The organism is Undibacterium sp. JH2W, from assembly GCF_049340425.1.
Lineage (GTDB): Bacteria > Pseudomonadota > Gammaproteobacteria > Burkholderiales > Burkholderiaceae_D > Undibacterium.
Genome location: NZ_JBMPOT010000005.1, coordinates 297,186 through 316,515, shown reverse-complemented (window position 1 = coordinate 316,515; position 19,330 = coordinate 297,186). Strand labels below are relative to the sequence as shown.

Genomic DNA, 19,330 nt, shown 5'->3' with positions numbered 1-19,330 from the left:
CATGAATGAAATCGACAAAAAGTACATAGAGATCAATCAGGTAGAGATGGTCTTCAATACCAAGAAAGGCAGTTTCCATGCATTGCGCGATATTAACCTGAATGTCAAAAAGGGAGAGTTCATCACACTGATAGGTCATTCTGGTTGCGGCAAATCGACGCTGTTGAATCTGATCGCTGGCCTGACTAATGCCAGTTCCGGTACCTTGCTGTGCGCACACAGGGAAATTTCCGGCCCTTCTCCAGAGCGCGGCGTGGTGTTCCAGAATCATTCCTTGTTGCCCTGGCTGACTTGCTATGAAAATGTCTTCCTGGCAGTAGAGCGTGTGTTTGGTGCTACCGAGAATGGGACGAAATTGCAAAAGCGCACCATGCAAGCTCTGTCACTGGTGGGCCTGACGCATGCCGAGAAAAAACGCCCGAACGAAATTTCTGGTGGCATGAAACAACGTGTGGGTATCGCCCGTGCACTGGCGATAGAACCCAAAGTCTTGCTCATGGACGAGCCCTTCGGCGCTCTTGATGCCCTGACACGTGCGCATCTGCAAGATGAATTGCTGAAGATCGTCACCAAAACGCAATCCACTGTGGTCATGGTCACGCATGATGTGGATGAGGCGGTATTGCTGTCTGACCGTATCGTCATGCTGACCAATGGCCAGGCAGCGACTATAGGTGAAATCTTGAAAGTGGATCTGGACAGGCCGCGTGACCGCGTGGCCTTGGCACAGAACCCGCTATATGCACGATACCGGACAGAAGTGCTGGAATTTTTATATCATCGACAATCACACCCGGTGCATGAAGCGGCGTGAGTTGCAGCTTGGAAACCGTCTTGCTTTTTTGCAGGTAAGACGAGGTTTCACTTTAGCATCTCAAGCTATTGCAATATTTTCATGCATGAACCTAAGCAAAGTTTGTTGTTCAGACAATTCCGGCAGTATGAAATATTAATATCGATTAACTTTACCAAATGAAAATTATTTTTCATTTTTAATGCGGCTAATTGTGACAATATCTGCTGAATTCGCTGGAATCTGTGAGAGAATGAACAATCCTTTTGGAAACATTTTTTTACAGATTTAATGATCTCTGTTGATGTGGAATTGGGAGGAAATACCTGAAAGTAATTTTGTTGCTTCTGATTAATATCGTTGCGCCCTTGTTCATGTATTCACCCGTTTTTGTAACAACAGGCTCTGGCTTCTTCTTTTGATTACATGACATGTTTCGCTGGCTTTTTCTAAATGAAAGTGCATTAACGCCTGCCGAGCACGCCGCATGGAAATTAAGTGCACTACGTATCATTTTGATGTCTGGCTTTGTGCTGGAGGCGGCAGTAGCGATTCACAGTTCTCTGGACGCAATCGCAGTTGGTGCTTATCAGGTGCTGTGGGTAGTAGGCTTTTTCTATGTTGTGCTGGCATTGGGTTTGTATTATTCATCCCGTCATTTACGTGCTGGTGCCGCCATACTTATCGGTACGGTTTATGCGTCTGCATTTGCCATTGTTTGCCTGATCAATAAATTCGAGATTGCCAAGTTTGGCTATATCTTCATCTATACAACGCCTATTATTGCCCGGCTTTTCTTTGGTACGCGGCTGGCAATAGGATTGATGGCCTTTAATGTCTTGCCTTTCCTCTTGCTGTTACTGAACCGGCCCCTGCTCAATATACCCGGCTTCGACATCACTCTTCCTGCCAGCAACACTTATATACAATCCCTGTTATTCCTGTTCTTTAATGCTTGCGTGCCGCTGGCGGTGTTCCGCGTCCTGCACGAACTGGATGTGTCGGCACTGCGTTATCGCCAAGCCAGTGTTGCCCTGGCAGTCAGCCACGCCCAGTATGAAGAAGTTTTCCAGAATGCCGGAACTGCCTTGTTGCTGACGGATGCCAGCGGGCAAATTTTGCAGGCGAATCAGTTGGCCAATAATTTGCTGGGACGCCCAGCAGATGACAAGGAAGAGCCGGCCTTGTTTGCCTGGCTGTCACTGGACAATAGCGTGCGCTTGAAAAGCCCGAATAGTGATGAGTCAGAAAATATGCGCATGTCGGCGTATCGCACTCGCGACGGCAAGTTGGTTGCATTGGAAAATATCTCCCAGACTTCCACCGATCATTACATCGTCGCCTTGCGGGATGTGTCCGGCTTGCATTCCATGCATCATGCATTGCAACTCAGCCTGCAACGTGAAGACTATCTGAGTCGCCATGATGCCCTGACCAACTTGCCCAACCGTGATATGTTGCGCAGCCATTTGCAAGACGTGCTGGTGAAGAATGACGAGAACAAGGTAACGGCCCTGGTGTCTTTCCGTCTGAATAGCATACGCCACGCAAATCAACAGTTTGGGGCGCATACTGGTGACATTTTATTGCGCCGCTTTGCTGAAGAATTGTCACGTACCTTACCCAAGAATTGTTTCTGCGCCCGCTTGCGCAGCATAGTCTTTTCCTTTGTTGTAGAGAATTCCCGTACCCCAGGTGAAATCATCAAACTGGTGGAAAAAGTCAGAAATAATTTACCAAAAGAACTGGAAATCAATGGTGAAAATCTATTGATACAATTCTCTGCCGGTATCGCCCTGGTCAGACCTGAGGATCAGGAGGCTGATGACTTGATACGCCGCAGTGAAGTGGCACTCGATACGGCGCGCCGGTCCAGTGATCAAAGCGTCACCTTGTTCGATGAAGAGGATGCCCTGCAAATACGCCGTAGCGTAGAAATTGAAGTCGGTATCGTCAACGGTCTGAAACAAAATGAATTCCGCCTGGTTTATCAACCCAAGGTAGACCGTGAAGGCAATATTGCCGGCCTCGAAGCTTTGCTGCGCTGGGAGTCTCCCACCCTGGGTAATGTCGCGCCAGCAGAGTTTATTCCAATTGCTGAACGTGCCGGCCTGATACGGCTGATCAGCAACTATGTCATGAACCAGGTTTGCTTTCAGGTCAGGGACTGGTTGGACCGTTATGCCGATTGCCCTGTCATCGCACTGAATTTGTCGGCCACCGATATTGCCCGCAATGACTTGTTGCAACTGATAGATGGATGTTGCAACCGCTATGATATTGCACCATCGTATATCGAATTTGAAATTACCGAGACAGGCTTGATCGCCAACGAAGCCCTGACCATACATCATCTCGATGAGCTCAAGGCGCGTGGGTTCAATATTGCGATTGATGATTTTGGTACTGGTTATTCCTCCCTTTCCAAGCTCAGTCATTTCCCGGCGCAGAGTGTCAAAATAGATCGTTCCTTTGTGGCGCAGATAGGCTACAACAAGAAAAGCGAAATGATCATCAAGGCCATCATCTCACTGGCCAATATCTTGTCGTGCCACACAGTTGCTGAAGGTGTGGAGAACGAGGCACAGGAGAATTTCCTGAAAGAGATAGGATGTGATTATTTTCAGGGATACTTTTATTACCGGCCATTGGAAGTCTCTGCGCTGGAATTATTATTGACTGAAATACCTGCCAAAGAAACACCGCCTGCCTACCAGTTCAAGCTCGCCTGAATATTCTCTTCTTCACATTTTTTTACATATACATAAATGGTATGTGCAAAAAATTGTGCATCTGCGTCATGGGCTGGATTCAATCATCGTCTTCATTGCATATTTGCAGAGCTTGTCAACGGCGCGTCCCGCGTTGCGTTGGATAGCTTAGACGCATGCAGCTTATTTGTGAACAAGTTTTGCATAAGCCCAACATTTTGCACAGAGTAACAATTTCGCCTGCACGTTTTGATAATTTCAACTACACTAAAGTCGTAGTGTGCTGGCTGGCAATTAATTGGAATGACGATTATGCGGCCACCAGACCAGTTCGGCATTTGCATTTGACTGCTTATCCATGGAGGTCGGGATGAATATCTTTGACAACTACACCGCGCGATATGAACGTACGCGTGAAGAAGAGTATTCCATGCAGGAATACCTGGATCTTTGCAAAAAGGACAGGCTGGTATATGCCAGCGCATCTGAGCGCATGCTGGCTGCCATCGGCGAGCCTGAGCTGGTAGATACCCGGCATGACTCGCGGCTATCACGCATCTTCTCCAACAAAGTCATAAAGATCTATCCTGCCTTCCGTGAATTCTATGGCATGGAGGAAGTGATAGAACAAGTCGTTGCCTACTTCCGTCATGCTGCTCAAGGTCTGGAAGAACGCAAGCAAATTCTGTATTTGCTGGGACCTGTTGGTGGTGGTAAATCTTCCATCGCGGAAAGGCTGAAAGCCTTGATGGAAAAGATACCCTTTTATTGCATTAAGGGTTCACCCGTAAATGAATCACCCCTGGGGTTGTTCAATGAGGATGAAGACGGAGTTTTGCTGGAAGAAGATTTTGGCATACCACGCCGTTACCTGAAAAGCATACCCAGTCCCTGGGCTGTGAAACGCCTGCATGAATTTAATGGTGATATCAACCAATTCCGTGTGGTCAGGCGTTATCCCTCTGTATTGAAACAAATCGCTGTTTCCAAGACTGAGCCTGGTGACGAAAACAATCAGGATATTTCTTCCCTGGTTGGTAAAGTTGATATCCGCAAACTCGAAGAGTATGCGCAGGATGATCCTGATGCCTACAGTTATTCTGGTGGCCTCTGCCTGGCCAATCAGGGCTTGATGGAATTCGTCGAAATGTTCAAGGCACCGATCAAGGTCTTGCACCCTCTGTTGACGGCAACCCAGGAAGGCAATTTCAAAGGCACGGAAGGCTTTGGTGCCATACCGTTTGAAGGTATAGTCCTGGCTCACTCGAATGAGTCGGAATGGAAAGCCTTTAAAAACAATAAAAACAATGAAGCTTTTCTCGATCGTATCTATATCGTCAAAGTGCCTTATTGCCTGCGTGTCAGTGATGAGATCAAGATTTATGACAAACTGGTACGCACTTCTTCGCTGGCTGCCGCCCCTTGCGCACCTGGCACCTTGAAAATGATGGCGCAATTTGCCGTACTATCACGCCTGAAAGAACCAGAAAATTCCAGCATCTTCAGCAAGATGCAAGTGTATGACGGCGAAAACCTCAAGGATACTGATCCCAAGGCCAAATCGCGTCAGGAATATTCTGACTATGCTGGTGTTGATGAAGGTATGAATGGCTTGTCCACTCGCTTTGCCTTCAAGATTTTGTCCAAGGTATTTAACTTTGATAATACTGAAGTCGCTGCCAATCCCGTGCATTTGCTGTATGTACTGGAACAGCAGATAGAACGCGAGCAATTCGCACCTGAAGTTGAGCAAAAATATGTGTCCTTCATCAAGGAATACATGGCGCAACGCTATGCCGAATTCATAGGCAAAGAGATTCAGACTGCTTATCTGGAAAGCTATTCAGAATATGGTCAGAATATCTTTGATCGCTATGTGACATTTGCTGATTTCTGGATACAGGATCAGGAATTCCGCGATCCAGATACCGGTGAAAGCTTTGATCGCGATGCATTGAATAATGAGTTGGAAAAAATAGAAAAACCGGCAGGTATTTCCAATCCTAAAGACTTCCGCAACGAGATTGTCAATTTTGTGCTGAGGGCTAGGGCGCAGAATGCAGGCAAAAATCCCGCCTGGACCAGTTATGAAAAACTGCGCACTGTCATCGAGAAAAAAATGTTCTCGAATACGGAAGAGTTGTTGCCTGTCATTTCCTTCAATGCCAAAGCCAGTGCAGACGATTCCAATAAACATCAGGAATTTGTCGAGCGCATGGTGGCCAAAGGTTATACAGCGAAACAGGTACGTCTGCTTTGCGAATGGTATTTACGAGTCAGAAAATCTTCATAATTGAAGCGTGGATAGCAGAGTAATGCTAGAAATTTCAGGGCAAACGGGAGAGCATTTTGGTTCATTTGATTGACCGGCGTGTCCAGGGTAAAAATAAATCTGCCCCTAATCGCGAACGTTTTTTACGTCGCTACAAGGGGCAGATCAAAGATGCTGTTGCCAGGGCAGTCAAAGGACGCTCAATTACCGATATAGAAAGCGGTGAGCGCATTTCCATCCCCGTCAAGGATGTCAGCGAGCCGACCTTCGGCCACGCCCACGGCGGCGTCTGGGAAGGCGTGCAGCCAGGTAATGAGCAATACCAGCGTGGCGACCAGGTTGCCCGCCCCAAAGGTGGTGGCGGTGGTTCGGGGAAAGGGCAGGGCGGCAATAGCGAAGACCCCAGTGAGGACGACTTCGTATTTCAGTTATCGCGCGAAGAATTCATGAATTATTTCTTCGAAGACCTGGAATTGCCCAATATGGTCAAGACACAATTGACTTCGACGACAGATTTCAAGAGTCAGCGTGCCGGTTATAAAACTTCTGGTACGGCATCAAGCCTGCATGTATTACGGTCTTTGCGCGGTGCCATGGGCAGACGGATAGCGGTAGGTGGTAAATCTGCACGCAGATTGAAAGATGCAGAAGCAGAAATGACAGCCTTGCTGGAATCAGGGGTTGATGCTAAAGATCCTCACTTTGTGGCCCTGAAGCAAGAGATACATCATCTGCGCACACGCTTGCTGGCGATTCCCTTCCTTGATCCTTTTGATCTGCGTTATAGCAATCGCGTCAAAATACCCAAGCCAGCCAGTCAATGCGTCATGTTTTGCCTGCTCGATGTATCTGGCTCCATGGATGAGCAAAAAAAAGATACAGCAAAACGCTTCTTTATCTTGCTGTATCTGTTCTTGACACGTGCGTATGAAAAGATAGAAGTTGTCTTCATACGCCATCATACGACGGCATTGGAAGTCGATGAAGAAGCGTTTTTCCATTCGCGCGAATCGGGTGGCACTATCGTCTCTTCTGCCCTGAATCTGTTGGCGCAAATTGTCCGTGAACGTTATGCAGCATCTGACTGGAATGTGTATGTGGCGCAGGCATCGGATGGTGATAACTGGGACAATGATTCTGTCACGTGCAAGCAATTGCTCATCAATAGCATCATGCCCCTGGTGCAGTATTATGCCTATGTAGAAATTACTGATGGCCAGCCGCAAAACCTATGGCTGGAATATGAAAAAGTCGCAGAGCACCAAGCCCACTTTGCGATGCAAAAAATAGAGACACCGGCGGATATTTATCCGGTCTTTCGGGAACTGTTCAAGAAGCAGCCGAAATGAGGTAATCCATGGAAAACGACCATGTCAGCCCCAGGAAAAAACACCTACGCGCCTTGCCCGAACAATCAGAATGGACGTTCGAGCTCATAGAACAGGCCCATGAAGAAATACGTCGGGTCGCCGAACAATTTGGCCTCGATACTTATCCAAATCAGCTGGAAATTATTACCGCTGAGCAGATGATGGACGCCTATGCCTCGGTGGGCATGCCGGTATCGTATAACCACTGGTCTTTCGGCAAGCATTTCCTGTCGACTGAAAAAAGCTACAAGCGCGGCCAGATGGGACTGGCCTATGAGATCGTGATCAATTCCAATCCCTGTATTTCTTATCTCATGGAAGAAAATAGCCTGACCATGCAGGCACTGGTGATAGCGCACGCAGCGTATGGGCATAATTCTTTTTTCAAAGGGAATTACCTGTTCCGTACCTGGACTGATGCCGAGGCCATCATCGATTACATGTTGTTTGCCAAAAATTATATTGCAGATTGCGAACAGCGTTATGGCATGGAAGCGGTGGAACTGATTATCGATTCTTGTCACGCCTTGCAAAATTATGGGGTAGACCGATATAAGCGCCCCGCGCGGATTTCCCTGGCCGAAGAAAGAGAGCGGCAGGAGGACCGGGAAAAATACATGCAATCACAAGTCAATGACTTGTGGCGCACCATACCACGACGCAATGAAGCGCCGGAGAGCATGGTTAAACAACGCTTTCCACCAGAGCCGCAAGAAAACCTCTTGTACTTCATCGAGAAATATTCCCCCTTGCTGGAACCCTGGCAGCGTGAGGTCGTGCGTATCATACGCAAGGTGTCACAGTATTTTTATCCACAGCGCCAGACCCAGGTCATGAATGAAGGTTGGGCCACCTTTTGGCATTACACCATATTGCAACAACTCTATGAAGAAGGTGTAGTCGGTGATGGTTTCATGATGGAATTTTTGCAAAGCCATACCAATGTGGTTTATCAGCCGCCGGTAGGTAGCCGTTACTTTAATGGTATTAACCCTTATGCACTGGGTTTTGCCATGATGCGTGATATCCGTCGTATTTGTGAAGATCCAACGCCAGAAGACCGTGAATGGTTCCCGGATTTCGCCGGGGCTGACTGGCAAAAAACCTTGCAGTTTGCCATGCGCAATTTCAAGGATGAAAGCTTTATAGCCCAGTATCTGTCACCCAAGCTGATGCGCGATTTTCATTTCTTTTCTATTTTGGATGATGACAGTAAGGACAAGCTATTAATCTCGGCCATTCATGATGAACATGGTTATCGCTATCTGCGCGAGCAATTGGCAGGGCAATATAATCTTGGTAACCGTGAGCCAAATATCCAGGTATGGGCGGTAGACATGCAAGGCGACAGGGCGCTGACCCTGCGCCATACCCAGTATTTACGGCGCCCTCTGAATCCGCAAACCGGTGAAATGCTCAAACATGTGGCCAGATTATGGGGGTTTGATGTGTATCTGGAAACGGTGGACCCTGAGTCAAAAGTCCTGGCCAGGCAGGAATGTAAATGGGAAAAACGCAACAGACCCTGAGTTTTTCAAGCTGCCGGGGCCAAGCCCCCAAATCCCGATAGCGACAGCGCAGTCTATCAGTTAGAATGAAAAACACTCATCAGAAGACGGAGACGCACCATGTATCTGGACCACCCAAAAATTTCTGCTACCAATAGCGAAACTGAACCAGACCGCATAGAACGTCTGAGCCGTGTCTATGGTTACGCTATGGGCTTGGCAGATATTGATGGTAATACAGAATGCATCACCAAGCTGGCCAAGATACATGACCACAAGGGGACGCTGATGGTGATCTGGTATGAAGCACCGACCCCAGCAGAGAAAAGTTATTTCGCGCGTGCCTGGAATAGCCGTATCGGTGATGAAACAGAAATCGTCGAACATGCACTTATGCTCAATGAAGCGATTTCTCATGCCGAATAAATGAGACCCAAGGGCTGGGGAATGAGCACGACTCATTCCCATAGCCGCTTTGGTGTTTTTTCAGACTGGTTTTTGCCCTGACTTTATTCTAGGCCTCGTTCTGATTTTTATGCGCCAACAGGCGCAAGCCATTCAATACCACCAGCACACTGGTGCCCGCATCGGCAAACACAGCCATCCACAGGCTGGCATGATTGCTCAAAGCCAATCCAAAAAACACAAATTTGACGAGCAAGGCAAAGCTGATGTTTTGCTGCAAGATACTGGCCGTGCGCTGTGAGATGTTGATCATTTCTGGCAGCTTGCGCAAATCATCCTGCATGAAGGCGACATCGGCAGTTTCCAGTGCAGTATCACTGCCTGCTGCCATGGCAAAGCCTATATCGGCCCTGGCCAAAGCAGGAGCATCATTAATGCCGTCGCCACACATGGCTATCAAGCCGTCTTTGCTGTATTTTTGTATGGCCAGCAGTTTTTCTCCGGGCAGCATTTGGCTTTGGAATTCGCTGATGCCCGCCTGCGCGGCGATGGCTGCTGCCGTTTTTTCATTGTCACCAGTCAACATCACAGTCTTGATGCCCATGGCTTGCAATTCCTCCACGGCAGGGCGACTATGTTCGCGTATCTGATCGGCCAGCGCCAGCAAGCCCAGCAGCTTGCTACCCTGACACAGGAACAGGACGGTATATGCTGCCGCTTCCAGTTTATCCAATTGTGCTGCCAGCGCCGTATCTGCCAGAACATCATGTTTACCTGCTTGCAGAACTTGCCACATGGCTTGGTTGCCCAGGTAATATTCCTGTCCATTAATGAGGCCACTTACACCACGTCCGCGTCCCTCTTCAAACAGTTTGCTATCTGTAGCCGTCATTAGGGGCTTTTGGCAGGTATTCAGCAATGCGATGGCCAATGGATGGCTGGAGTGGGCATCCAGGCTGGCGGCCAGGATCAGCAATTCCTCTGCAGTTTGCTTGCCCTGACTGATGGTTTCTATCAATTGCGGCCGACCCGCAGTCAGGGTGCCGGTTTTATCAAAAGCGATGGTTTTTAAATGTCTGGCTTGTTCCAGGTAGACGCCGCCCTTGATGACGATGCCACGGCGGGCTGCCAGTGCCAGGCCACTGACCACAGTGACTGGGGTAGAAATGACCAGGGCACATGGGCAGGCTATCACCAGCAAGACCAGGGCACGATACAGGCTGTCATGCCAGCCATGTTGCAACAACAGTGGTGGCAATATTGCTACCAGTATGGCGACGGCAAATACCACAGGAGTATAAATTGCCGCAAAGCGGTCAACAAAGCACTGGGTAGGCGCACGCTGGCCCTGTGCCTCTTGCACAGACAGGGCAATCCTGGCCAGCATGGTGGATGCCTTTACAGCCGTGACCCTGACTTGCAGCAAGCCGTTCTGGTTCAGGCTGCCTGCATACACTTGATCTCCGGGGGTTTTTTCTACTGGCATGCTTTCACCCGTGATCGCTGCCTCATTGATGCTGGACAGGCCAGTTTCTATGATGCCATCCAGGGCAACCCTGTCGCCGGGGCGTATTTGTATGACTTGCCCCAGCGCGACTGCATCCGTCGCTACGCTGAGCCAGCTGCCGTCTGGTTGCTGCAACAGGGTAGTTTCTGGCGCCTGCGAGCGTAAGCCCTGGATAATGTCGCGTGCCCGGCTCAGGCTGGCAGCTTCTATCAGCTCGGCAATGGCAAACAGCCAGATCACCATGGCCGCTTCTGGCCATTGGCCTAGGGCCGTTGCCCCCAGGACTGCTGCTGTCATCAATAAATGTATGTTCAGCGTGAAGTGGCGCAAGGCTATCCAGCCTTTTTTCAAGGTGGGAATGCCGCAACTGATGATGGTGCACAGCGCCAGCAGGGCGATGACGAGCGAGTTTTCATTACCACCATACCAGCCCAGCAATTCTGCGACGATGGCAGCCATACCACCCAAGGCTACGGGCCAGTAATCCAGCCAGGAGCGGCGAGGCAATTTATCCTGAGCTATTGCAGCCTGACCGTCCTGGACAATGGCACCCTGCATACCGGTGCCAGCCAGGCGTTGCTGGAGCGCAGCAAGATCGGCTGCTTCATGGTGTACTGTCAATATCCTGTTGAGCAAGTCAAATTCGAGTGCCAGCACACCCTGCAGTGAGGACAAGGCCTTGCGTATCAGGGCTTCTTCGGTGGGGCAATCCATTTGCTCGATTTTCAGCCTGAGTTTGCTGGCGTGCGCTGGCAGGGCAGTATCTGGCTTACTGTCCGTGGCAGGTGCCTCGTGATGATGGTGATGGCCGCAGCAGGTGGTTTTTTCAGGCATTTGCATTTTTTCTTGCATCTCTCAGCGATAGTTTACAATGAGTGTAAACTGTGGAGTCGCTACAGGGTCAAGCGAAACTTTACAGCTTTGATTCTGCTTGAAAAATGATCACGCCCACATCTTACAGGGAGTCCCCATGCGCATCAGTGAACTGGCGAACGCTACCGGTGTTGATATAGAAACCATACGCTTTTATGAAAAGCAGGGCCTGCTGCCAGAACCGGCACGCGAAGAGAATGGTTATCGCAGCTATACTCCGGCCCATCTGGAACGCCTGTCTTTTATACGCCACTGCCGTGCGCTGGATATTCCTTTGGCCGATGTCAGACGCCTGGTCGCCTTTATCAGCAGTCCGCTGGAGGATTGTGGGGATATCAACCAGCTTATTGACCAGCAAATCAGCCGCGTCAAAGCCAGGTTGAAAAGCATGCGCGCCCTGGAAAAGCAATTGACACAACTACGCGCCCGTTGTGATGAAACGCATCAGGGGCAGGAATGTGGGATCTTGCATGAACTGGTGGCCGCAGCGCATGGCGAAGCTTGTGCCTGCCATGCGCCGGGTAAATGACGCAAATTGCTTAGTGGAGTTTTAAATCACCCAACAAATCAGAGACGCCAGCCCAGCCAATTTCTATGCCTATGCATAATAAAATGAAGGCAGACAAGCGCAGCAAGACGATGGCACCGACATCACCCAGCACTCTTTCCATATTACGGGCGAAGCGATAACACAGATAGATCACCAGACTGGTGAGCAAGACACCCAGCAGAGAGGCGATGCTGGTAATGATCCAGTCCACAGGCTTATGTGGCATTTGCGTACCGAGGGTGATGGAGGCCGCAATCGTGCCTGGCCCGACTGTCAGGGGAAAGCTGAAAGGGTAAAAACTGCGGCGACGCAATTCCTCGCGTGACCAGCTGCCGCCATGGGATGCCGCCACCGAAGTGCGCAAATTATCCTGCCCCTGGTCGTTCAGCAATTTCCAGCCTGCCATGGCCACCACGATACCACCCGCCACCCTGACGATGGGCAGGGAAATGCCAAAAAAATCCAGCACATAAGAACCAACGAAGATGGCACCCATGAGCAAAAAAAAGCAATTCAGGGCGATGCGCTTTGCCAGCCGGTTGGCCAGTGGCGGTTCTATGGGGCCCGTCATGGATAGAAATATCGGGGCAATGGCGATAGGGTTCAGGATAGGTAACAAGGTGATCGGTACTACGATCAGGGCCTTGAAAAAAATGATCATCGTGATGCTCATGCTTGCTCCATAAAGATTTGTTTCGATTATGCATGAGAAAAGCAGGAACTGCGACTATATACTGCCAGTATCCAAATCTGGTACTACTAAACAATACAAACACACGATACAAATAATTGCGAGGGAGCAGATGAGTGACTATTGTACAATCAGGCGTAGACCTTATTCTGCGGACAAGCCAGCGTATGTTATCCAGCATTAAATTATTAGCCGCCACTACCCTGGGCGCGATTTTGCTCACTGCCTGCCAGAGCGCCCCCTTGTCTTTCCTGAGTGGGCATCCAGACCGCCACTTGCCGAATCACCTGTATCCTGTACGCATAGTTTCTGTCGATCAAACCCTGTATTTTCGCGGGCCAGTGCAACTGGAACCAGGCATGCACAGGGTCGTCGTTGAACTGGCCCATTCAGGTTCGCATATTCCCACACAAAAAGCCATGCTGCTCGATGTGCAGGCGTGTACTCGTTATTATATAGTCGCCAATAAAGCATCCATCATGGAGAGTAAGTGGGAACCCATGATCTTTGATAGTGAGTATGTGGGAGGCTGCAATTCTGAGGATGAAATGAAAAAAGTATATGGCCAGGCAGCAGGAAAATGATACTCACTTTACGTAATTTTTCCTGATGACCATGACTTTTATTATTGCATTCTTCCTCATGGCCGGACAGGGTGATAGTGCTTTCTATCAAGCGGCAAGCATCAGTGAAGATCTCAGTCAACTTACAATTGTCAGCAAGTCGGGCAAGTTCAGGGCTCCTCTGACGGAAGATGAGCAACAGGCATTTGAACAGCCTCGTATATCGGGTTCCGGGCTGACCGTCGCTTGGCTCGCTGCGACAAAAAATTGCTGCACCTCTTATCCCTTGCCAACGGCTTTAGTCATTTTTCGCAAGGGCAAGGTAATCAGGCGATTTCAAGAAGCTCCACCTATCTGGGGCTGGAGTTTTGCCCGGGGAGATACAGCAGTCGCGTACAGACAAAGCTACCCACATGGCGTTAGCCCGATATTCTATAAATTAAGGCGTATTTCAGATGGCAAGCTACTGGCAACTTTTACTTGCCACCCTAAATACAATGAAGCTAACGAAGCCATAGAAGGTTTTCAAGCCACAGGCACCGTCCCGACATGGGTAAAAGGAATTGCAAATGAATGTCCTGCTGGAAATGTCACCGATCAAGAGAATTAATCGACATTGCTCAAACTTTGAGTTTTTATGTTTCCATTGATCGTAATGGGGGATGTGCCTTGAAAACATTTACTTCGCGCTTTTTTGTGTGCTATGTGGCTTGCTTGAATTGGATGTTGAACCAGATTGCAGCTACTCTGCTCATCGGCCGTTTTTACTCACAGGTAGTGACGTCAAGCAATAGTTTCGATATTTGCTTAGAATAGAGCAATTGAATTCACACTTTTTAATGCCTTAATGAGTTTAAGCTTTTCTCCCTTGCTTCACCGGCATCAGGATTTACTCTGGAATTTCTTGCACATTGCCTTATTACCCGCTTATCGGCACCAGAGCCATGGCAAATCCATGATGCTGGCTGATCTGGATATGGCACCTGAACATGGCATGCAACAGTGTCGCTGACTGTGCATCCAGACAACCATGCTGGTGCCATGCATGCATCTTGTGGTTTTTGATAAGCGATGTCAGAAATTCCTATCTGCTCATGCAGGTAGCACTATAAAAGCAAGACTATAAAAATTATCAGTATCAGAAAGAATTGCATGCCTCATTTTACTTTGGAATATTCCGACAACCTGCCCATCAAGTCGCAGGATTTATTGTTGAAAATCAATCGGGCTTTAGTCGATACACATCATTTCGAAGAAATTGATATCAAGAGCCGGGCGATACGCCTGGATGATGTGTTGATAGGTACTCAGTCTGCAGATAGGGCGTTCTTGCATGCCAAACTGGCTATCCTGAAAGGCCGTAGTCCAGAAGTGAGGAGAGAGTTATCCGAGCGTGTGCTGGCGGTCATACAGGCTACCCAGACCTGGCCCGCAGGGCTGGATGTACAGCTCTGTGTTGAGGTGCTGGAAATCGACAAGGAAACATATGCGAAGGCGCATTTGAGTAATTGATAAATCAAAACGCGCCTTCTTGCCTTCTTGTTTATTTACATCAGTTTAAAAATCAAATTTCAATTCGCCGACCACAGTGCGTTGTGTATACGGGTGGAAGGCCCAGTATTTTTTATTGTTCAGATTGTCTATGCCGATAGAAGCGACCCATTGTCTGGCTAACTGGTAGCGCACGCGTACATCGGCCACCACAAAGCTGGAAAAACCCTGGTAAGTAAAGGCATTGCTATCGCTATTGTCTAGTGAGCCATATTGCTTGCCACTATAGCGCAGGCCTAGCGTGGTGCTGAGCTTGTCATCCGGGCGATAGCTGACGACAAGATTGGCGCGCCAGGCCGGTACGCGAGGCTGCCATTTGCCTACACTGGCTGGAAATTTGTCATTGCGGGTAATCTCGGAATTAGCATAAGTCAGGCTGGCGGCCAGGTCCAGGCCGCGGGTGTAGACATCACTGGCCTGATAAGCGAGTTCCAGGCCCGTGGTATGAATTTCATCGACATTCTGGATATTTGTGACATTTGGCGTAACCAGCGTGTTGACTTGCGAATACAGGGCATCCCTGGTTCTTTCATGGAACAAGGTAGTCCGTAAAAAGCCCTTGCCTTCATTCAGTACCCGTTCGGCTGTCCATTCCATGGTCCAGGATTTTTCAGGCTTCAGGTTGGGGTCATTATTAACGATGGCCGTCGTCGAAATGCTACCCTGATAGAGTTCAGATACGGTAGGCATGCGCACGGCACGACCGGTCGAGGCTTTCAGGGTCCAGTCTTCATTGGCCTTGTAGGCTATGGCTGCCTTGGGCGAGAAATGATTTTCCTTGCGTTCAGCAAAGGGCAGGGTGCTGCCCGCAGATGAGATGGCACCATGATCTGCCTGCCATTGTTCCAGGCGAGCACCGAGGATGGCTTTCCATTCTGGATTGATACGCCAGGCATCTTGCGCATACAGGCTTTGCAATTGGGTATTACCCTGGAAGCCTGAGAAGCGCTTGAGTGCCCCGCCATTGATCCAGTCATCGGTATCCGACACCAGGGTGCGCATTTTGTATGCTTCGCGCTGGTAACCAAATTCGGCAGTATGCTCTGACACAGGACGCCAGATACCTTTCAATGCCATGGTGTTCCAGCCTGTACCTGCACCATCCGTAATACGTCCTGCGCCGCCACTATCTGCCTGTGGAATTGCCACAGTAGGGGCGCGGGCGATATCCTTGTTGTAATCATACAGGCTGGCCGCTACTTCCCAGTCGAACTCACCTTTGGTATTGCTCTTCAGGTTCAGGCCATGGGTGATATGTTCGAGCTGGTTTTTGCTGTTAGCCATATCGGTAGGCGCTAGCGTATATTTCTTGCCAGCGATATTGATGTCGCCGCTATACACGGCATTGCCCGCTGCATCACGCAAATAGCTTTCGACGCCACTATCCATATTATTGCGCCAGTAGCCTAAGGTATAGCTGGCGCGCAAGGTCGGGCTAAAGTCATACGCCAGCTTGATTTTCGCATGGTCCTGGGTAGTGTGGTACTGACCGGTCGCACCTACCACCCACCAGTCCAGACCCTGGGGATTTTTGTCGGCAATGGCACCCGTGACAGCTTTACCTGCCGTACTGCTGACGCCTGTGGACATCAGCTTATTGGCGAAGACGATAGGGTGACCATCGCTATCAAGCTGGTTCACAGTCAACCACCAGGAGAATGCACCTTGCTTATTACCCAGGCTGGCGCTGAGCTGCTTGCCGCTATACGTCTTGTCGGTGCCATATTGCTGGAAGTTTTCACTAAAGCCAACCAGCTTGGCATGGGCTTCAAATTGCCTGGGCATGCGTGTCACATAGTCGACCACGGCACCGACAGAGTTACCTGCATAGGCCGCCGAGAACGGGCCGTACAGTACATCCACTCTCTCGATTTCCTCTGGCGTCACCAGACCCCAGCGCGGTGTGAAACTGGCACCATTGCCCAGCAGATTGGAGAGCAGTATCCCATCGGCATAAACCAGGGAGCGTGCGCTATTGCCAGTGCCGGAGGCGCGTGTTGCCAGGACCGCGTGGTTATAGTCACCCACATAGCGTTTGCGCACCAGCAGGCTGGGCAGGTATTTAAGGGCATCTTCAGCGTCGATGGCATTGATGGTCTGCTCCATGGTCTTGGCATTGATGCCTTCTATGGTGGTGGGTATTTCTTTGGGCAGGGAAGATGGACGGTCACCATTGATGATGACGCGTTCTGCTGTGCTGGTATTTTCTGCGGTTTCAGTGGCCTGTACTGAAGCAGGCAAGAAAGGGGCGGCAGCAGCCAATGCAGCCGTCAATGCGCGCAAGCGCATAGTGCGTGAAGAATTCGACATAAAGATAAATCTAAAAAATGGGAGGCGCAAGCAGATGCGCAAAACAAACCTGGCCATGCGATGGGTATGAGCATGGCAGGTTTGTACTGAAACTATTTTTTAGAGAGTGGGTGGCCCGCGCGCAGGTAAGGGCGCTGCAACAATCGCCGCCAGGCGTGCTGCCGGGATAGAGCGGGTGGCATAAGATAAGGCGTGCGGGGCTGCCAGCACCGTGCTTTGCGGGAAGCTGGCAGGCAGACTGACGGCAAGACAGAGGGAGCAATCCAGCAGGTGCGTCATGCTCTTGCCTTCTTCTTTCACGCCATCGCCACCAAGCTTGACGAATTTATAGCCAGTACTGGTACAGATGAGGTTCATACCCTTCTCGCCGGATTTCACGACTGTAGATGCCATGGCAACACCCAGCGTCAGTACATACATGAGCAGTACTGCGCGCACCAGATGGCGAAAACACGACAGGGAAATACGGGGGACGGACATGGGACGGCATTGTATCACCCTTCGGCGCAGCTACAAATTCGCTGTTGGAAGTCTGGAAAAATAAGCGAACTGACATCAAAGCTGGCAAATTTGAGGCTATCATGGCGATTTTCGGGGCGAGCCTGACCTCGACCACACAATGGCAGACAGCTAAACCTGGGCAAGTAGTCCAGATGAGAGTCAGGCATCAGCTCCTTTACACAACAGGTATTTGGCATAAGTAGAAGGATAGATCTTGAGACAAGTTAGCCTGGGTCAACAACTGACCCGCACCAAGCCCATAGACCATAGCGAACAAGTGACCGATGACCAGGGCCATGCCCTGCACCGCTCGCTGGGTTTGTTTGCCCTGACCATGATAGGGGTAGGTTCTACTATCGGTACTGGTATTTTCTTCACCATGGTGGAAGCCGTACCCAAGGCCGGGCCTTCGGTCATCCTGTCTTTCATCATCGCTGCGATTACTGCGGGCTTGACTGCCTTGTGCTATTCCGAGCTGTCTTCGCGCATCCCGGCATCAGGTTCTTCTTATTCCTATGCCTATGCCACGGTGGGTGAATTTGGTGCCTTCATCGTTGCGGCTTGTCTGTTGCTGGAATATGGCCTGGCGGCCAGTGCCACTGCGATAGGCTGGTCAGCTTACCTGAATAATTTCCTGAACAATGCTCTGGGCTGGCAAATACCCGAAATGTTGCGTTCCCCTATGATCGTGGCAGGGGCGAATGGCGTGGAATTCCATGCCGGGCAATTTAATCTGCCACCCATGGTGCTGGTAGCGATTTGCTGCTTACTTTTGTTGCGCGGTGCCAAGGAGTCGGCCACCGTGAATGCCGTCATGGTCATGATCAAGCTGGTCATCCTGACTTTTTTTGCCATCGTGGCATTCTCCGGTTTTAATGCCGAGCATTTCACCCCTTTCTTTAATACAGATAACAGCAAAGGCCTGGCTGGCATGGCAGGCGTGACTGCGGCTGCCGGCACAGTATTCTTTTCCTTCATCGGCCTCGATACCGTAGCCACGGCGGGGGCTGAGGTGAAAGATCCGAAGCGCAATGTGCCTTTGGGCATCATGGCGGCACTCATAGTCGTGACAGTATTTTATTTACTGGTTGCTGTGGCGGCAGTGGGGGCCCAGCCTGCCAGGATGTTTGAGGGGCAGGAAGCTGGCTTGGCCGTGATCCTGCAAAACGTCACAGGCAAGACCTGGCCTGCGCTGATTTTGTCTGCTGGTGCCGTGATCTCGGTGTTCAGTGTGACCCTGGTGACCATCTATGGTCAAAGCCGGATCTTGTTTGCCATCAGTAAAGATGGCCTGATCCCCAGTTCATTCCAGCGCGTGCATGCGCGTACCCGTACCCCTGTCAGCAATACCATCATTGTTTGCCTGCTGGTGGGTATCGTGGCTGGCTTGGTTGACTCCACTTTCTTGTGGGACATGGTCAGTATGGGGACCCTGGTCGCCTTCATGGTGGTATCGGTTGCCGTACCTGTCATACGCAGGCAAAAACTGGGTGAAGAAGCGGGTGGTTTCCGCGTGCCTTTTGGCCCTTATCTGATCCCGGGCTTGAGCATTCTGGCTTGCCTGTATATCCTGAAGGACTTGTCGGCCACCACTTACCATGTGTTCTTTATCTGGATGGCAGTCGCTATCGCAATTTATTTCCTGTATAGCAAAGCCCATTCACACTTGAATAAACAACAATAAGCCTGATATTCCTGATGCGCCCGGTTTGCGGCGCATCCAGG

The 19,330-nt window shown here is 50.0% G+C and carries 16 protein-coding genes; 12 read left to right on the top strand and 4 right to left on the bottom strand.

Annotated elements, in window-relative coordinates; translation table 11 throughout:
* The first annotated feature begins 1 nt into the window (after position 1).
* The 6 genes from ACO0LC_RS09370 (at position 2) to ACO0LC_RS09345 (ending at position 9,080) form a co-directional block, all read left to right on the top strand.
* Positions 2-814 (top strand): ABC transporter ATP-binding protein, encoded by an 813-nt coding sequence (locus tag ACO0LC_RS09370; RefSeq protein ID WP_423002390.1) that lies wholly within the window; start codon positions 2-4, stop codon positions 812-814.
* A gap of 410 nt (positions 815-1,224) precedes the next feature.
* Positions 1,225-3,525, top strand: a complete 2,301-nt coding sequence (locus ACO0LC_RS09365) for a putative bifunctional diguanylate cyclase/phosphodiesterase (RefSeq protein WP_423002389.1) — start codon at positions 1,225-1,227, stop codon at positions 3,523-3,525.
* Between the two features lie 349 nt (positions 3,526-3,874).
* Positions 3,875-5,797 carry a PrkA family serine protein kinase gene (locus tag ACO0LC_RS09360; RefSeq protein ID WP_423002388.1) on the top strand — a complete coding sequence of 641 codons (1,923 nt, stop codon included), beginning with the start codon at positions 3,875-3,877 and terminating at the stop codon, positions 5,795-5,797.
* Positions 5,798-5,853: 56 nt separating this feature from the next.
* Complete coding sequence (locus tag ACO0LC_RS09355; protein WP_423002387.1) at positions 5,854-7,125, top strand: YeaH/YhbH family protein; 1,272 nt, start codon at positions 5,854-5,856, stop codon at positions 7,123-7,125.
* Positions 7,126-7,133: 8 nt separating this feature from the next.
* Positions 7,134-8,675 carry a SpoVR family protein gene (locus tag ACO0LC_RS09350; RefSeq protein WP_423002386.1) on the top strand — a complete coding sequence of 514 codons (1,542 nt, stop codon included), beginning with the start codon at positions 7,134-7,136 and terminating at the stop codon, positions 8,673-8,675.
* Between the two features lie 99 nt (positions 8,676-8,774).
* A complete protein-coding gene (locus tag ACO0LC_RS09345; protein ID WP_423002385.1) occupies positions 8,775-9,080 on the top strand; it encodes a hypothetical protein in 306 nt (101 codons plus the stop codon).
* An 88-nt stretch (positions 9,081-9,168) separates the two neighbouring features.
* Here the strand turns inward: ACO0LC_RS09345 and ACO0LC_RS09340 are convergent, their stop codons facing one another.
* On the bottom strand, positions 9,169-11,400 hold the full coding sequence (locus ACO0LC_RS09340; protein ID WP_423002384.1) for a heavy metal translocating P-type ATPase: 2,232 nt from the start codon (positions 11,398-11,400) through the stop codon (positions 9,169-9,171).
* 136 nt (positions 11,401-11,536) lie between these two features.
* Here ACO0LC_RS09340 and cadR point away from each other — a divergent pair, with 136 nt between their 5' ends.
* Positions 11,537-11,968, top strand: a complete 432-nt coding sequence (cadR, locus tag ACO0LC_RS09335; protein ID WP_423002383.1) for a Cd(II)/Pb(II)-responsive transcriptional regulator — start codon at positions 11,537-11,539, stop codon at positions 11,966-11,968.
* Between the two features lie 10 nt (positions 11,969-11,978).
* Here cadR and ACO0LC_RS09330 read toward each other — a convergent pair whose 3' ends face one another.
* Positions 11,979-12,662 (bottom strand): MarC family protein, encoded by a 684-nt coding sequence (locus tag ACO0LC_RS09330; RefSeq protein ID WP_423002382.1) that lies wholly within the window; start codon positions 12,660-12,662, stop codon positions 11,979-11,981.
* Positions 12,663-12,847: 185 nt separating this feature from the next.
* On the opposite strand from ACO0LC_RS09330, the gene ACO0LC_RS09325 reads away from it, so the two are divergent.
* The 4 genes from ACO0LC_RS09325 (at position 12,848) to ACO0LC_RS09310 (ending at position 14,755) form a co-directional block, all read left to right on the top strand.
* Positions 12,848-13,264 (top strand): hypothetical protein, encoded by a 417-nt coding sequence (locus tag ACO0LC_RS09325; protein WP_423002381.1) that lies wholly within the window; start codon positions 12,848-12,850, stop codon positions 13,262-13,264.
* 31 nt (positions 13,265-13,295) lie between these two features.
* A complete protein-coding gene (locus ACO0LC_RS09320) occupies positions 13,296-13,853 on the top strand; it encodes a hypothetical protein (protein WP_423002380.1) in 558 nt (185 codons plus the stop codon).
* Positions 13,854-14,090: 237 nt separating this feature from the next.
* The gene (locus tag ACO0LC_RS09315; RefSeq protein WP_423002379.1) at positions 14,091-14,255 is read left to right on the top strand and encodes a hypothetical protein; all 165 of its coding nucleotides are present in this window, start codon (positions 14,091-14,093) and stop codon (positions 14,253-14,255) included.
* Between the two features lie 140 nt (positions 14,256-14,395).
* Positions 14,396-14,755: a 5-carboxymethyl-2-hydroxymuconate Delta-isomerase gene (locus ACO0LC_RS09310; protein WP_423002378.1), complete on the top strand. Its 360-nt coding sequence runs from the start codon at positions 14,396-14,398 to the stop codon at positions 14,753-14,755.
* A 45-nt stretch (positions 14,756-14,800) separates the two neighbouring features.
* On the opposite strand, the gene ACO0LC_RS09305 is transcribed toward ACO0LC_RS09310, so the two are convergent.
* Both ACO0LC_RS09305 and ACO0LC_RS09300 read right to left on the bottom strand, forming a co-directional pair.
* On the bottom strand, positions 14,801-17,104 hold the full coding sequence (locus ACO0LC_RS09305) for a TonB-dependent receptor (RefSeq protein ID WP_423002377.1): 2,304 nt from the start codon (positions 17,102-17,104) through the stop codon (positions 14,801-14,803).
* Between the two features lie 99 nt (positions 17,105-17,203).
* Positions 17,204-17,584 (bottom strand): DUF2946 family protein, encoded by a 381-nt coding sequence (locus ACO0LC_RS09300; RefSeq protein WP_423002376.1) that lies wholly within the window; start codon positions 17,582-17,584, stop codon positions 17,204-17,206.
* A gap of 235 nt (positions 17,585-17,819) precedes the next feature.
* On the opposite strand from ACO0LC_RS09300, the gene ACO0LC_RS09295 reads away from it, so the two are divergent.
* A complete protein-coding gene (locus tag ACO0LC_RS09295) occupies positions 17,820-19,289 on the top strand; it encodes an APC family permease (RefSeq protein ID WP_423002375.1) in 1,470 nt (489 codons plus the stop codon).
* Positions 19,290-19,330: the final 41 nt, after the last annotated feature.

What these genes read in the sequence shown, in the direction of transcription:
- ACO0LC_RS09325 (WP_423002381.1), top strand. Translation starts at nt 12,848, where the DNA reads ATGTTATCCAGCATTAAATTATTAGCCGCCACTACCCTGGGCGCGATT.
- cadR (WP_423002383.1), top strand. Translation starts at nt 11,537, where the DNA reads ATGCGCATCAGTGAACTGGCGAACGCTACCGGTGTTGATATAGAAACC.
- ACO0LC_RS09320 (WP_423002380.1), top strand. Translation starts at nt 13,296, where the DNA reads ATGACTTTTATTATTGCATTCTTCCTCATGGCCGGACAGGGTGATAGT.
- ACO0LC_RS09340 (WP_423002384.1), bottom strand. Translation starts at nt 11,400, where the DNA reads ATGCCTGAAAAAACCACCTGCTGCGGCCATCACCATCATCACGAGGCA.
- ACO0LC_RS09370 (WP_423002390.1), top strand. Translation starts at nt 2, where the DNA reads ATGAATGAAATCGACAAAAAGTACATAGAGATCAATCAGGTAGAGATG.
- ACO0LC_RS09350 (WP_423002386.1), top strand. Translation starts at nt 7,134, where the DNA reads ATGGAAAACGACCATGTCAGCCCCAGGAAAAAACACCTACGCGCCTTG.
- ACO0LC_RS09360 (WP_423002388.1), top strand. Translation starts at nt 3,875, where the DNA reads ATGAATATCTTTGACAACTACACCGCGCGATATGAACGTACGCGTGAA.
- ACO0LC_RS09365 (WP_423002389.1), top strand. Translation starts at nt 1,225, where the DNA reads ATGTTTCGCTGGCTTTTTCTAAATGAAAGTGCATTAACGCCTGCCGAG.
- ACO0LC_RS09315 (WP_423002379.1), top strand. Translation starts at nt 14,091, where the DNA reads ATGAGTTTAAGCTTTTCTCCCTTGCTTCACCGGCATCAGGATTTACTC.
- ACO0LC_RS09345 (WP_423002385.1), top strand. Translation starts at nt 8,775, where the DNA reads ATGTATCTGGACCACCCAAAAATTTCTGCTACCAATAGCGAAACTGAA.
- ACO0LC_RS09305 (WP_423002377.1), bottom strand. Translation starts at nt 17,104, where the DNA reads ATGTCGAATTCTTCACGCACTATGCGCTTGCGCGCATTGACGGCTGCA.
- ACO0LC_RS09310 (WP_423002378.1), top strand. Translation starts at nt 14,396, where the DNA reads ATGCCTCATTTTACTTTGGAATATTCCGACAACCTGCCCATCAAGTCG.
- ACO0LC_RS09300 (WP_423002376.1), bottom strand. Translation starts at nt 17,584, where the DNA reads ATGTCCGTCCCCCGTATTTCCCTGTCGTGTTTTCGCCATCTGGTGCGC.
- ACO0LC_RS09330 (WP_423002382.1), bottom strand. Translation starts at nt 12,662, where the DNA reads ATGAGCATCACGATGATCATTTTTTTCAAGGCCCTGATCGTAGTACCG.